The sequence below is a fragment of the Nitratireductor sp. GZWM139 genome, from assembly GCF_030068685.1.
Taxonomy (GTDB): Bacteria; Pseudomonadota; Alphaproteobacteria; order Rhizobiales; family Rhizobiaceae; genus Nitratireductor; species Nitratireductor aquimarinus.
On sequence record NZ_JAMQML010000019.1, the window covers coordinates 13,820 to 25,999 of the forward strand.

The 12,180-nt window shown below is 60.3% G+C and carries 18 protein-coding genes; 2 read left to right on the forward strand and 16 right to left on the reverse strand.

Annotation, left to right across the window (positions count from 1 at the left end):
• Window positions 1-8: 8 nt before the first annotated feature.
• The 14 genes from NDI72_RS19055 to NDI72_RS19120 form a co-directional block, all read right to left on the reverse strand.
• Window positions 9-281: a phage tail assembly chaperone gene (locus NDI72_RS19055; protein WP_283801423.1), complete on the reverse strand. Its 273-nt coding sequence runs from the start codon at window positions 279-281 to the stop codon at window positions 9-11.
• A 53-nt stretch (window positions 282-334) separates the two neighbouring features.
• Window positions 335-751 (reverse strand): hypothetical protein, encoded by a 417-nt coding sequence (locus NDI72_RS19060; protein WP_283801424.1) that lies wholly within the window; start codon window positions 749-751, stop codon window positions 335-337.
• A 10-nt stretch (window positions 752-761) separates the two neighbouring features.
• The gene (locus NDI72_RS19065) at window positions 762-1,259 is read right to left on the reverse strand and encodes a hypothetical protein (protein WP_283801425.1); all 498 of its coding nucleotides are present in this window, start codon (window positions 1,257-1,259) and stop codon (window positions 762-764) included.
• Window positions 1,260-1,308: 49 nt separating this feature from the next.
• A complete protein-coding gene (locus NDI72_RS19070; protein ID WP_283801427.1) occupies window positions 1,309-1,731 on the reverse strand; it encodes a DUF4128 domain-containing protein in 423 nt (140 codons plus the stop codon).
• A gap of 190 nt (window positions 1,732-1,921) precedes the next feature.
• The gene (locus tag NDI72_RS19075; RefSeq protein ID WP_283801428.1) at window positions 1,922-2,377 is read right to left on the reverse strand and encodes an HK97 gp10 family phage protein; all 456 of its coding nucleotides are present in this window, start codon (window positions 2,375-2,377) and stop codon (window positions 1,922-1,924) included.
• A complete protein-coding gene (locus NDI72_RS19080) occupies window positions 2,377-3,435 on the reverse strand; it encodes a structural protein (protein ID WP_283801429.1) in 1,059 nt (352 codons plus the stop codon). Before NDI72_RS19080 ends, NDI72_RS19075 begins: the two co-directional genes overlap by 1 nt.
• Window positions 3,436-3,876: 441 nt before the next feature.
• Entirely contained in the window at window positions 3,877-4,269 is a 393-nt protein-coding gene (locus tag NDI72_RS19085; protein ID WP_283801430.1) for a hypothetical protein, read from the reverse strand.
• A 1-nt stretch (window position 4,270) separates the two neighbouring features.
• The gene (locus tag NDI72_RS19090; protein ID WP_283801432.1) at window positions 4,271-4,789 is read right to left on the reverse strand and encodes a DnaT-like ssDNA-binding protein; all 519 of its coding nucleotides are present in this window, start codon (window positions 4,787-4,789) and stop codon (window positions 4,271-4,273) included.
• Between the two features lie 20 nt (window positions 4,790-4,809).
• Complete coding sequence (locus NDI72_RS19095; RefSeq protein ID WP_283801434.1) at window positions 4,810-5,241, reverse strand: hypothetical protein; 432 nt, start codon at window positions 5,239-5,241, stop codon at window positions 4,810-4,812.
• Between the two features lie 58 nt (window positions 5,242-5,299).
• Entirely contained in the window at window positions 5,300-6,268 is a 969-nt protein-coding gene (locus NDI72_RS19100; RefSeq protein ID WP_283801436.1) for a major capsid protein, read from the reverse strand.
• Between the two features lie 118 nt (window positions 6,269-6,386).
• A complete protein-coding gene (locus tag NDI72_RS19105; protein ID WP_283801437.1) occupies window positions 6,387-7,136 on the reverse strand; it encodes a DUF6651 domain-containing protein in 750 nt (249 codons plus the stop codon).
• Between the two features lie 92 nt (window positions 7,137-7,228).
• Window positions 7,229-8,767: a DUF4055 domain-containing protein gene (locus NDI72_RS19110; RefSeq protein WP_283801439.1), complete on the reverse strand. Its 1,539-nt coding sequence runs from the start codon at window positions 8,765-8,767 to the stop codon at window positions 7,229-7,231.
• Complete coding sequence (terL, locus tag NDI72_RS19115) at window positions 8,767-10,368, reverse strand: phage terminase large subunit (protein ID WP_283801440.1); 1,602 nt, start codon at window positions 10,366-10,368, stop codon at window positions 8,767-8,769. Before terL ends, NDI72_RS19110 begins: the two co-directional genes overlap by 1 nt.
• The gene (locus NDI72_RS19120) at window positions 10,316-10,873 is read right to left on the reverse strand and encodes a terminase small subunit (protein WP_283801442.1); all 558 of its coding nucleotides are present in this window, start codon (window positions 10,871-10,873) and stop codon (window positions 10,316-10,318) included. The genes terL and NDI72_RS19120 overlap by 53 nt, the downstream gene beginning before the upstream one ends.
• Window positions 10,874-10,882: 9 nt before the next feature.
• On the opposite strand from NDI72_RS19120, the gene NDI72_RS19125 reads away from it, so the two are divergent.
• Window positions 10,883-11,290, forward strand: a complete 408-nt coding sequence (locus NDI72_RS19125) for a hypothetical protein (protein ID WP_283801444.1) — start codon at window positions 10,883-10,885, stop codon at window positions 11,288-11,290.
• Window positions 11,291-11,310: 20 nt separating this feature from the next.
• On the opposite strand, the gene NDI72_RS19130 is transcribed toward NDI72_RS19125, so the two are convergent.
• Window positions 11,311-11,523, reverse strand: a complete 213-nt coding sequence (locus NDI72_RS19130) for a hypothetical protein (RefSeq protein ID WP_283801445.1) — start codon at window positions 11,521-11,523, stop codon at window positions 11,311-11,313.
• 171 nt (window positions 11,524-11,694) lie between these two features.
• On the opposite strand from NDI72_RS19130, the gene NDI72_RS19135 reads away from it, so the two are divergent.
• The gene (locus tag NDI72_RS19135; RefSeq protein ID WP_206549359.1) at window positions 11,695-11,910 is read left to right on the forward strand and encodes a hypothetical protein; all 216 of its coding nucleotides are present in this window, start codon (window positions 11,695-11,697) and stop codon (window positions 11,908-11,910) included.
• 27 nt (window positions 11,911-11,937) lie between these two features.
• Here the strand turns inward: NDI72_RS19135 and NDI72_RS19140 are convergent, their stop codons facing one another.
• Entirely contained in the window at window positions 11,938-12,168 is a 231-nt protein-coding gene (locus NDI72_RS19140; protein ID WP_283801447.1) for a hypothetical protein, read from the reverse strand.
• Window positions 12,169-12,180: the final 12 nt, after the last annotated feature.

The following is a 12,180-nucleotide window of genomic DNA, read 5'->3' on the forward strand; positions in this document are numbered from 1 at the left end:
GGTCACCTCTATCCAAACAGGGCTTTGACGAGTGCGGGCGTTACCGGCTGGCCTTCAACGACTTCCGGCTCTTCTTCCGGGTCTCGGCCGAGCCAGCGGAGACGGATGATTTCCATCTCATCGAGCGCGCGGATTTCCCAGGGCTTCAGGCGCGTGCCGGACACCCGGCACCACGCATCAATCTCGGTCGGGCTGATCGCATTGGCCGAGTAGCCATTGCTACTGCGCCGCGCATCAAGTCGCCAGAAAGCCCACCAGAGCCGTTCGGCCACCGTAGGCACGAATGGCCTACGCTTGTCGTGGACTGCCTCCAGCGCTTGGCAGAGCGCGGCGATCAGCCCTTCGTAAAACGCGCCCGGTTGCCGGCGGCCTTGTCGACCTGCTCACGAATAAAGCGGTGCCGGCGATAGAGCTTCTCCGCGTTCTCCTCGCTGAACTCCAGTTCCTGCCCGTCGAGAATGATGTTGGGCACCCAGCCCATCGTCAGCTTGGCGAGATACCGGATGCCGCGCTGTGCAGCCTCTCGCGCCTTGAGCCGCGTCAGGTTCTCCTGCTCGATCAGTTCGTCGGCAAGCTCTTCCTGTGCGATCTGGGCGCGTTCACTGTCGGGACCGGCAGCGCGAATGGAGAACCCCATCGGAGTCTTGCCGTCGGGCCCGACAATCGCGATCTCGATACCGGCTTCGTGCTTAGCCTTCGCATCATCGAACGACGACAGATCGACGGCCTTCTTTTCGGTTTTTGCGGTCATGCTTTGCTCCTTACGCGCCCGTGCTGGCCGGAACGGCGACCACGTTGCTGTTGATTTCGACGGTGGAGTTCATGCGCCGCGGATCGTTAGCGCCACCGCCTGCCCGCGATCTGGACATGACCATGCCAATGAACAGGCTTTCGGAGGGCGTAGGAGCGACACCGGTGGGCGGCGTGTCGTTGTAGACGACGCGGAACGGATAGTTGTCGTCGGTCTGTTCGGCCGCGACCAGAGCAAGCTGACCGGGATCGTCGGCAACGACATCGAAGACGTTCTCCATCGAGCCCGCATTGCGCGTACCTTTGGCCTTCTTCGTGCGCTTGTTGCCGATCTGGTCAGAGGTCACGAGCGTTGCGGCGTCACCACTTGCCCCCATCGTCACCCAGCCTTTGACCTCAACCCAAGTCACTGCATCGAAGTCAGTTGCGATGAAATCATCGTCCTGATCTTCGATTGCAGCGCTACCGATGAAGAACTTGCAGCCCGCTACGGGATACATCTTCGCCATGACAGGCTCCTATTCTGATTGAATTGCCTTGCCGAAGGGCTTGAAACGGCTAGTGGAAACACTCCCACTGAATAGTCACCGGGATATGCACCCGGCTATCTTCCGGAAGCATGTCAGCGACGGTCGGGCGCTCCATAACGCGCACCGTCACATCGTCCTCCGTCATCTGGTGATCGCACGGGAAGTGAGCCGCAACCTGCCCCGCGATCTCGCGCGGTCGAAGCTCACCCTCGTATTGCCCCTTGGGCCAGAACACGCTGACTTGGAGCAGTCCGAGGTAACGATGCACTCCATCAGAGGCGATCCACTGCCTCTGCGTGACATTCGGCACGAACTGGACGCGCAGATATTTCTGGTTCCCCGGCGGCGTGAAATCGACATTGGGCCACGCGATTGGCAGCCCCAGCGCCGACAGGCCGGACGCCCGCGCCATCAGCGCTGCAAAGATCCGACCTTCCGTTGTTGCGGCCATTCCTATACCTTCCCAGCGATGTCCGAGAAAAAGCCCCTGTCAGACGATGAGATCGAGACAGTGCTGCACGAGATGATGCGGCAGATCGTTTCGTTGCGCGCAGAGACGGAGATCGGGCAGGAAGCCCTGCGCACCGCTCTCGTCGGTCCCTATGGAGCCTTGATGCGCATGGAGCGCCGGAAGTCCGGGTCTACAGACCAAGACGCCCCTTGAGTTCAGCCTCCTTGGCCGCGACGATAGCCGGCCAGCGCTGCGCGACCATCTGCACCCACGGCCGACCGGCCATCCTTGATGTCCCGAAATGGACGAAGCCGGCATAGTTCGCCGTGTAGCCCACATAGAGCGTTTCGCCGAGTTTCGCCCCAGCGATCACAACCGTGATTTCGGACAGGTAATCGGCGTCCGGCACTCCCTGCGGCCGGTCTGCCAGCGGTATCGATGTTTTTGACACCCTCACAGATGACCGGAGAAAGCCCGTGCGCCGATAATTCGGACTGGATGGGGCCTCGTAGATCATCTGTGTCAGGAGCCGGTCAGCCTCCGCTACCAGTTCTTGAACGCTCTCCTTGAAGATCGCCTCTGTCGCCCCCTCCACCGCATGGCACCAGTCGGCCACCGATGCAGCGAAGCTATCCCCCTGGGCCATCAGGCAGCCCGCGCCCTAAATCGGCGCTCCACCGATGCGAAGTAGTCGATCCTGAACGAGAAATGGCACTTGCAGAAAGCCTTCTCGCTGATCGGTGCATCAGACGCATGCGGATGCGCCATCTTCACCCCATTCGGAAGAACGAAATCCTCGCCATAAGCCACGCTCTTGCCGTTCATGGCGCGGTGATGAAGCCTCGGGTTCTCCTGCGGCGTGTGGTGCCAGACCTTCGTGACCGCATCGGCATCAATCTTCCCCGCCGCGATCTGCTGGCGAATGGCTTCAGTGCGGGCCTGTGAGATGGCCTCCTGCGTCTCGTTCTGCGCCAACATCTCGCCCCTGAGAGCCAGCAGCCGGTCAGCATAGCGCCCAGTGATCCGGTTGACCGTGTCCGCGTCGAGCGGCTGTTCCTCGCGGATTGCCTTCATCACGGCACGATCAAAGCGCCGGTCACGCCGGCCCCGCGTCAAGTAATGGCGCATGGCCCGAACATCGCCCGACAGAAGCTCCTGACGCGCTCGCCTGACGAACTCTTCCTGCGGAACCGTCAGGCCAATGACGCCACCAGTACGGCGGTTACTGGATCGATCCACTCGCCCCACGACACCCAAGGCCGTCTGGCGCGGGTTCTGCCCCTCGGCCAACCCTGCTGTTAGATGCTGGCGGATTGCCTCGCGCTGATCATCAACAATCCGGGTGACGAGCCTTGTCGAGTGATCACGCAGCCATGCCTCGGCCTCTGGATAGCGCAAACCGAAGCGGAACACCACGCGGTTACCGTCTGGATCTCTGACCAGCGGCAGGTTCCCCACCTCCGCCTGCCCTCCATCCGCATAGGCATCGAAGAGCGCCTGCTCGAAGCGAGAGAATGCCTCACGCTCAATCTGCATGGCCTCGGTAGCGCCCAGCACATCGCCGCGCTCCAGCCGCTCTACGACGATGCGTAGCGTGATCGAGTTGCGGATATCGTCAACGGCCAAGAGAAAGGCTTCACGCAGCAATGGTTCGTGACGAGCAATCAATGCCTCAATGCTACGTCGAATTGATGTGGTCACCATGCTCCACCGCTTTGCTAGAATTCTTGAACTGAAGGGAGGGTTGCTTCGTGCCGATTTTCGATCCGGTACTCACTGCGGTGTTTGTGTCGATCTTGTTGACCAGCACAGTCGTCGCGACAGCTGAGAACTTCGCTTCTGGCGACAATCCTTGGCCCTGCATGCAAAAGGGGTTCGCAAGTGGCGCTCTGGCCGGCGTTCTCGCAGTGATCTTCAAAGTCTTGCTCGGGGTGTAGCCATGGTCTTCAAGGAACCAGACACCGGCAGCCCACTCCTCGCGCCTCACTCACTCGCGCGGTACATCGTGTTCAATTTTGCGGCGGTGATCTTTGCGACATTCCTCACACTGGTGAGTTCAGTCGATCTCATCATCACGTCTGTCGTTGCCGTAGCAATTGCGACCTGGCTTTGTGGATACACATCACGGAATGTCAGGTAGAGCCGTCAGAACGCCACCTGCAGCGTCCACATCACGACAGTATCGCCAGGCTCCAGCGGATCGACCCGCACCAACTCGTGCGGCCTGCCCTTGATCACGATCTGATCGCGTTCTGTCGGGGCGTTTGCGCTGTCTGGCGCATTTGCGTAGGCCGGGATCGAGACGCCCTCGGTCGATATCAGAACCTTCTTGTCGGATGTCCCAATGAGTGAGCTTTCGCGCTCCTTGAGCGTGTATTCCGTGACGACCAGCGTGCAGGGATAGTCGTTGGTCTCAGGCGTCGGGTTCCATGGATCGCCGCCGGTCATCGTCGTGCGGCGGATGGCGCCGGACTGACCGAACTTCTTGATCAGACGGGCAGCAGTGGCCCGAGACTTGGCATAGTTGAACCCGGCCATGTCAGCCCCGCGCCGCAGTTGCGAAATTCAGGCTGGCCTTGGATGCCACCAGACCGCGCAATAGGCCATCGACGGCGGTCACAACCGGCAACACGTCAGTAACGCCCCCGGCGCCGTCCTTGTAGGTCACAGAAAGCGGGCCAACCTGCTCCTGCTTCACGCCTTCCGCCGGCACATAGTCGGGAGAAAGGCTGTTTGGCTCCGTCGCTTCCCGCCATGCGGCTTCACTGGCGGCGTTCTTGACATTCCGGGGTATCTCATCACTCGGGAGCGCCTCACCGCGATACACGGCGTCCTGACGAGGCCACTCCAAGCTTTGGTCAAAGGTCGATGTCTTGCCGATGAAGCGCGCGCCATAGGTGCCATCGAGCCAAGCCGTGCCACGACGCAAGGCCTGCTCGAGCTCAGCATCAGCAATGCCGCTGTAATCCCGCCCGATGCTGTCCCAATAGGCCTTTGCTTCGACCAGGGTGGGGTAGCTATCTGCCGCCGGATCGCCGGGGGTGGTGTTAAGAGCCATCGCTGGTGCCTTTGTGCTGGTTAAGCGCGCTGTTCCCGCTCCAGATCGCGCAGAGCGGCGAGATCTTCCAGCGCGTCTTCTGCATTGAACTCAACGTTCATGGCGACCAGATCGGCTTCGATCTCGCGGCGGGTCAGGCCATTGGAAGCCTCTTCTTCCTGATCGGCCGGCATGTTTAGCGCGTTGAATGCCTCGATCAGCTTTTCACGGCCCAGCTTGTGGTGTGGTGCCTTGCCTGTCGCTTCCTTGATCGCGGCCCGGAGCTGGTCGTCGCTGAAGCCGGCACCGCTGTCCGTGCCCAGTTCGATCTTCTGCCCACCGCCTTCAATCTCGTCGGCACCCTTCGGCTTGAAGCGCGCATCGATGATCCTGAAGCCCTTGGCGACCAGTTCGGCCTTCTTTTTCGCCGACACCGGGTGTTTGACGTATGCGATCTGACGCTCTGTCGTCATGGTTCTTTCTCCTGATATGGGAAAGGAAAGGGGCGAGCACTGAGCCCGCCCCAATCACTTACTTGTCGGCATCGGCAATCGTGATCGTCCCTGCCGTGTGCTTCACGCTGGAAGCCGTGCGGTCCCAGTTGGCACCGGTCGCGAGCGCCGCATCAGACGGAGACTTGCCGCCGCTGGCCTCATCCCAGGTATACCCGCGCAGGCCGAGACCAAAGCTGTAGTCCATCTGGAGGGAGGTCTCGATGCGCTTCTTGCCGTTGCCCGTCTCGATATTGGTGATGACATCGCCACCATCCATGACCGTTGCAGCGCCCTCGGCGAGAGACAGCACCTTGAGCTTGTTCGGCGTGCCGGCCTCGTAGAGCGCCGGAGCATCCGTCACCACCACAGCCTTGCCGAGAATATCCACGACGCGGACGTTCTGGGCCTGAAAGAGCTGCTGCGTGTTGGTGAGGTTGTTGCCGATCAGCTTGTGATAGGCAGTGCCGTTCATCACCTGGGCGATCAGATTACCGGAGTGATCACCGAACTTCGCATGCGCCGAGTTCATCGCCACATAGGAGACGCCATCCGTTGCCGAAACGTCGCTGGTAGCATCTGCCTGATTGGAGATCGCGGCCACAAGCGCGGCAATCGCCGTGTTGAGCTGATCAGCCATCATGGCTTCGGCGAAGTTTCGGGATGCCACCTCGATGCCCTCGGCAGTCGGCTTTTCGAGCCAAGTCATCTGCGAAGGCTCGTAGACGATTGGGCCGAAGCCACCCGCGATCTTCACCGAGGAATGCTTGACCTGGGTCAGATCGGTTGCCGCCTGCGCGCTGTTGGCCGAGTAGCGATCAACACGGCGCTGAGCGGCATGGATCGAGGCGAAGAACGACTCCTGAAGGAAATCGCCGTCGAAGCCCTCGGTGGTGAGACGGATCGAGCCGTTGGAAGCGGCGTTGAACTGATCCACCATCTGAGCCAGCGTCTCGATGATCGCGGGGGCGAAGTATTTGTTGAACACCTGCATCTGAGAGAGAGACATGGTTTTGTCCTATGCTGATTTCGGTTGAGTTGGCTGGCACATCGCAGCCCGTTGCGTGAGGCATCCGCCCCTATGCGCCGCCACTCATCCGAGCGGGCAGCAAGTCGTGACGCGGGCCTCAGCCCTGCGCCAGATCCGGGTATTTCGCGGCAATGGCCGCCGTGCGCTCTTGGCGGTTGCCGCCCATGTTTCCCTTGGAGACGCCCTGCCCCTTGCCGCCGCCGCGCTCGATATCGCCGCCGCTGGCAGACTTAGCCTTGAGGATGGTGTCCTTGTATTCGAACTGATCGACCAGCACTTCCAGCGCTTCATCGAAGTCAGCCAGTTCGCCGGGGCGCGACGTGGAATAGATGCGGTTGCCGTTCTTGTCGGTGGCGACGATCTTGCCTTCTTCGATTGCGAAGTTGTCGCCGAACGTCTTCTCCACCATCGGGACCGGAACCGTCAGCTTCTCGCCGATGAACTTGGACCGGGCGAAGGAGCCGCCAATCTTCTCCTGATAGAGAGCGCTTTCGGCCTTCTCGCGCGCCGTGTTCGCCTCGGCCAGCTGGGTTTCATACGCCTTGCTGATCTCGGCCTTGACGGTTTCGATCTCGCCGGCATCCACCAGCTTCTTCTGATCAAGGTTCTTCACGGTCTCCAGCGCCTTGCGAGCGGCCGCAGCGTCTTCGATGCCCTCGAAGCCCTTCAGCTTGCCCTCGGCGGCTTCCTTGGCCTCCCGGTGGGATTTCGCTTCGGCATTCAGACGCGAGATCGTGGCAACGGTGCCCGGCACATCGACCGCGACTTCCTTGCCGTCATCCTTCACATAGACGGGCTTGCCGTCTTCCAGAACCGCATTGCCGTTTTCGTCCAGCTTCAGTTTCATGCTTCACCTTCCGGCCATCCGGCCATTGAACGGGCAATCCTGCCCCATTGCGCCCGCGCTCATCCGAACGGCGGGCAATAAAAAAGCCGCTCTCAGGCGGCGTCTGTCTGGTCTTCCTCTTCATCATCGCTCTGATCGCCGGGCGGCATGGCGGCTTGCTGATCCTCCACCGCCTCCGTGATCTGCTCGATGATCCGCTTGAGATCTTCGTCGCGGTCGTAGTCCGGCCCGATGATGTTGCGGCGCAGGGCCTCATCAATCACCTGGTCGGCGGAGATCAGCCCCTTTTCGTACATCTGGATGATGAGACCCATTTCCTCGGCGGTCTGCGCGCCGATTGCAAAGTCAGTGTTGACCTTGACGTTCGGGTGGTCCTTTTCGGAGAGCCCTAACCATTTGCAGGTGATGACGAACGCCTGTTCCAGCGCATCCTTGAGCGCCAGCGCCCACATCTCCACTGCGGAGTGCGCCTTGGCGTCGTTCACCATGACTTCGGTCGCGGTCAGGCTGCCGGAGAACTTGGTGAGCGGCTGCATTCCCGCCTCGCGCATTTCGCGCCGGAACTCGGTCAGGTCTTCCCGAAGCATGGTCCCGGCCGCGCCTGAAGGCTCCGCGAACTTGAAATCGCCAAGCTGGCCGCCCTCACCGGCCGGGGGAAAGAAGAACGCGGCGCGCGGGCCAAGCGTGACCTTTTCGCCATCGTCCGGCGCTTCCACACCCCTGAAAACCGAGACCGGAAAAGCGGTCATGGTCTGAACCCGCTTGCGATCACTCTCCATCTGGAACTCGGTGATCTGCATGTAAGCCAGATCGCGCAGAGGCGGACGGATTTCGAAAGAACCGTCTTCCCGATCACCAACCACGAAAGGAACGAGTGGGATCACATCGATGGAGATGCGGCCTTCCTCGATCACTGCCCAGCTTGCAGACCGGCGCCCTTTGACTTCCTTGCGCTCCCAGAGCTGATATGTCGGCTGGCCGTACCTGACCTTTGTGACGCCGTTTTCAACCGTCTCGATGCGCTCCCGGTCGAGAACCCGAACGCGCTCTATCGTCTCTTCGCCAAAGCCAACGCGGCGCTTGATGCTCTCATCAAAGCGGGCATGGACGATAAGCACCTCGCCCTCTACCACGTCTTCGTAGACCGCCAGCATTCGCTTTGCCGGAATGCGGGTCCAGTAGGGTCGGGCTTTGAGCGCCTTTCTGGTCGCGACGGATGCGCCTTCGGGCACGTCTGTGTGGCCGATCCAGATCCAGTCAATCGCGTTGTTGATGCCCGCTTCGAACACCTTGCGGGCGAAGACGTGAATATGGTTGCCGGCCGCATCGATGTTCTCAGAAAGCGTCTTCAGGTCGTCGTGCGCTTTCTCATCCAGCGCAAGCTCCTTGTTGAAGGGCTTGGATGCCAGGTTGCGGAACGCATCGGAATAGAGCGGCGTCCACGGCGCTGTTTTAACGCGCTCCTCGTATTCCTCCCTGTCTTCCTTCTCGAAGCGCGGGAGATAGCGCTCCTTGGCCGCCCGCATGGTCTTTGCACCGCCCATGATATCGTCAATCATGGTCCAGTAAGGCAGCATGGCGTCGTAGTCCGAACTGGTATTGTTCGGCGGCGTGCTGGTCGTGTCTGCCATCAGTAGCTACCTATCTGCAGTTTCGGTGCGGCCCTGCCCACCAGGTCATTGAACGCGCGCGAAGCTGCATCCACGATGTCTTTCAGCTTGCCCGCCGGGAACACCTCCACTTCGTCAAGGAACATGTCGTTCCATGCGCCTTCGAGGATATCGACGTTCCCCGCCTCGCATTGAGCGGCCAACGGCTCGGCTCTCGTCACCTTGTCCCCGCTTTCAGGCGTGGCGCTGACCACATGGCCGGCGAGCATTGCCACAAGCTGCTGCGCCTGATCCTTGCCGGCCTGCCCCGGATCTTTCGGGAGCGAGACGCGGCAGCGCTCGCCGTTCGCATCGTCCAGATCAGCCGTATTGCCAATCAGGGTGCGAACACGTGCAGGCGAAGCATGTTCAGCCACGCAATGCGCGATGACGAAACGCCCGTCAGGCATTTGCCCGATCTTCACGCCCGCCGTTCGCGCCGCATCCGGATTGTCATCGGTTGCCGCCAAGTCCCAGCCCCGGACGAACCGCGTTCCCGCAGGAATGGCCTTGATGGGCTTGAAATAGCTCCGTTTGAACAAGCCGCCACCACGCGGTGCCGGGCGCTGCTGGTTCTGCCCCGCATGCCCCACGGACCCGAGAGAAACCTTGTCGCGCTCGACCACGGTGCGAGGAAAGCGCTCCTCGAACAGCAATTCCCCTTCAGTCGTTCGCCGGTCCTGCCGATAGACAGTCTTGGTCTCGGCCTTGTCGACGTATTCTTTCCGCCCTTCGGGAACCTCGGAGCCTTCCAGATACCAGACCTGCTTGAGCGCATCGTAGCGCCCCTCGACGGGCTCGGCCTCCATGTGGCTCGGCTTCACCGCGGTGTAACAGCACCGGTCGGGCTCAAACTCCATCGGGAGCATCAAATGCTCGTAGCCAAGGTTCTTTGCCAGCGCGATACCGGTCGTGTCGCCTTCGTGCAGGCGCTGCATGACCAGAACAATGGCCGACATCTCAGGATCGCTGAGACGGTTCGGCACTGCCTCCAGAAACGTCTCCTGCGCATTAAGGCGCTCAGCGTCCGACTTGGCCTGATCGACTGACAGCGGGTCATCGATGATCACCCGGTCGCCGCGCTCGCCCGTCAGCGATTTGAAGGCCATCGCGGCCCGGAAGCCGGACTTGTCATTCTCGAACTTCAGCGTCGAGTTCTGATCTGGCATCAGATCGAAATTCTGGCCCCACCGGTCTCGGAACCAGTCTGATTGCACCAGTCGGCGCGCCTTGATGTTGTCGCGCTTGGCAAGGCTCTCCTTGTAGGAGGTCGCCAGTGTCCGCAGGTGGGGCTTGTTGAGCGGTCCCCATTCCCAGGTCGGCCAGAACACGCCGACCGCCAGCGACTTCATGGTGCCCGGCGGCACGTTGATGATCAGTCGGTTGATCTGGTCATTGGTGACGGCGCCGAGATGATCCGAGATCGCATCGATATGCCACCCATGGCGATACGCCCTGCCCGGCTCCAGAACATGCCATGCACCGCGAATATAGGCCGACAGCGACACACCGGCCGCTTCTGCCTCTGCATCAATCGTCCGGTTCGCTTCCCGCGTCTGCCGCTGCGCCCTGATCGCTTCCAATTAGCCCGAGCTTCTGGAGAACGGGATATGCTGCTTCGAGAGCGGCAAGTTCATCGTCGTTCAACCCATCCAGATGCTTTGCAGTGATCGTGACAACCTGAACCGTGCCGGAAAGCTGATGCTTGGCGGCAGCGTGACTGCCCTGCATCTTGTTTGCCTCGCCAATGGCTGAGATCGCCACACGCGGGTCGGCCTCGTTGGTGCGGTCATGGATCGACTTTAGGCTCGAAAGCCTCTCAGCGGCGCTCCATTCGGCTTTCTCGGCTGCTTTTCCTTGCAGCTCAGACACCCGACGCTGCACGTTCACATTTGTTGACAAGCGCGATGCAGCAGATCGGCTCGGCTTGTACCCAGCATCCACATAGGCCTCAGCAGCGCTCTTGCCCTTTGCAAGTGCTTGCGCAAAGGTTTCGTGGCGAGAGTTCTTCAGAACAGACATGGGTGCACGGTGAGCGACGAACACAAATGGGCTGAACGCGCTTTTGATCGCCAGGATGAATTGCAAACCGAGATCATGAAGGCGTCCATTGCAGATTCTAAAGAGGCAATACGTGCCGCTCTAATTCTAAACGGCGCGGCATGCATTGCGATACTTGGTTTCCTTGCTTCTGTGATCGGCGGAGACAGCAGTAACGTGTCTCACCCAATGACGGTCGCTGCGAAGATCGGCCTGCGTTGGTTCGCTGTTGGCGCACTTTTAGCCGCTCTCACTTCAGGGTTGGCGTACCTATGCAATAGCCTCTATGCCGGTGCGGCCGCCGATATGAGTAGACACTTCGAGCATCCTCACATTCGTTCAACGCCAAGTTCCAAAAGAAAGGTATTGTGGGCGCTGATAATCAACTGGATCGCGGTCGCCACAATCACCCTCTCATACTTCCTTTTTGGCGTAGGCCTTTTCAAGATTTCGGCGAACTTCTGATCGGCTGCCACTCCATCTAATCACCCCTTGATAAGATCAAGCGCCTGCACCATTCCGCGGACATTCTCATCAGACAGACCGGACATGCGCTCACCCTCGTCGCGTTGGTCCATCGGCTCGCTGCAAATGTCCCACACCGTCTTGCCGTCGTAAGTGCGCTTCCGGGTGGCGGTTACGCGTCGGCCGTATGCGTCCCGGCCGATATCCACCTTCTGTTCGACAAGCTGCGGCATGCCAGGTCTCCACATACGAGAAGCCCCAGCGCAAGGCCGGGGCGTTCTGATCCATTCTCATCTGAAGCATCATCACCACCACCGTGAGCTTATGTCGCAGTGGGTGAGCATTTGTTCGCCGTTTATTAGGCTATGTTGCGACACACCTAATAAACACAGGAACTTAAACCTATGCTGGTACTAGCATGGAGGGCAATTCTCCTTGGCTTCCTTATTGCCGGTCTGGTGCACGTAGCGGCCGCCATAACCGTGATGTTCTTCGATGATCACCATTCGATGGCCGCGACCATTGTGCGATCCATCCTGATCACCGTCATCATCGCTCCTGTGCTCTTCTACGTCCTGTCCCAGAAAAGCTCACAAGAGCCGGAACGGGACACCCTCTGAAGCCTGCCGTCCCTGCCCTCGCACCAGCTACCCTTTCCGATTGAACTCGGGATAGTGATTGCGAGACCTCAGCATAGGGGCGAGCCACCACGCCAGCGGGACGGTCAACGCGATACTAGTCACGATCACAGCCGGCAGCAGATATTCAGCCATCGAGAACAGCGCCGGGATTGAGAGAACCAGCACGGCTCCCGCTCCGAAGAGCATGGCGTTGATCGGAAGCGCCAGCATCCCTGTCATGTACGTTCGAGTGCGCATCATCACCTCCTG

Excerpts from the sequence above, each read along its gene's own strand:
- NDI72_RS19060 (WP_283801424.1), bottom strand. The coding sequence starts at position 751 with ATGACCGCAAAAACCGAAAAGAAGGCCGTCGATCTGTCGTCGTTCGAT.
- NDI72_RS19065 (WP_283801425.1), bottom strand. The coding sequence starts at position 1,259 with ATGGCGAAGATGTATCCCGTAGCGGGCTGCAAGTTCTTCATCGGTAGC.
- NDI72_RS19070 (WP_283801427.1), bottom strand. The coding sequence starts at position 1,731 with ATGGCCGCAACAACGGAAGGTCGGATCTTTGCAGCGCTGATGGCGCGG.
- NDI72_RS19075 (WP_283801428.1), bottom strand. The coding sequence starts at position 2,377 with ATGGCCCAGGGGGATAGCTTCGCTGCATCGGTGGCCGACTGGTGCCAT.
- NDI72_RS19080 (WP_283801429.1), bottom strand. The coding sequence starts at position 3,435 with ATGGTGACCACATCAATTCGACGTAGCATTGAGGCATTGATTGCTCGT.
- NDI72_RS19085 (WP_283801430.1), bottom strand. The coding sequence starts at position 4,269 with ATGGCCGGGTTCAACTATGCCAAGTCTCGGGCCACTGCTGCCCGTCTG.
- NDI72_RS19090 (WP_283801432.1), bottom strand. The coding sequence starts at position 4,789 with ATGGCTCTTAACACCACCCCCGGCGATCCGGCGGCAGATAGCTACCCC.
- NDI72_RS19095 (WP_283801434.1), bottom strand. The coding sequence starts at position 5,241 with ATGACGACAGAGCGTCAGATCGCATACGTCAAACACCCGGTGTCGGCG.
- NDI72_RS19100 (WP_283801436.1), bottom strand. The coding sequence starts at position 6,268 with ATGTCTCTCTCTCAGATGCAGGTGTTCAACAAATACTTCGCCCCCGCG.
- NDI72_RS19105 (WP_283801437.1), bottom strand. The coding sequence starts at position 7,136 with ATGAAACTGAAGCTGGACGAAAACGGCAATGCGGTTCTGGAAGACGGC.
- NDI72_RS19110 (WP_283801439.1), bottom strand. The coding sequence starts at position 8,767 with ATGGCAGACACGACCAGCACGCCGCCGAACAATACCAGTTCGGACTAC.
- NDI72_RS19125 (WP_283801444.1), top strand. The coding sequence starts at position 10,883 with ATGAAGGCGTCCATTGCAGATTCTAAAGAGGCAATACGTGCCGCTCTA.
- NDI72_RS19130 (WP_283801445.1), bottom strand. The coding sequence starts at position 11,523 with ATGCCGCAGCTTGTCGAACAGAAGGTGGATATCGGCCGGGACGCATAC.
- NDI72_RS19135 (WP_206549359.1), top strand. The coding sequence starts at position 11,695 with ATGCTGGTACTAGCATGGAGGGCAATTCTCCTTGGCTTCCTTATTGCC.
- NDI72_RS19140 (WP_283801447.1), bottom strand. The coding sequence starts at position 12,168 with ATGCGCACTCGAACGTACATGACAGGGATGCTGGCGCTTCCGATCAAC.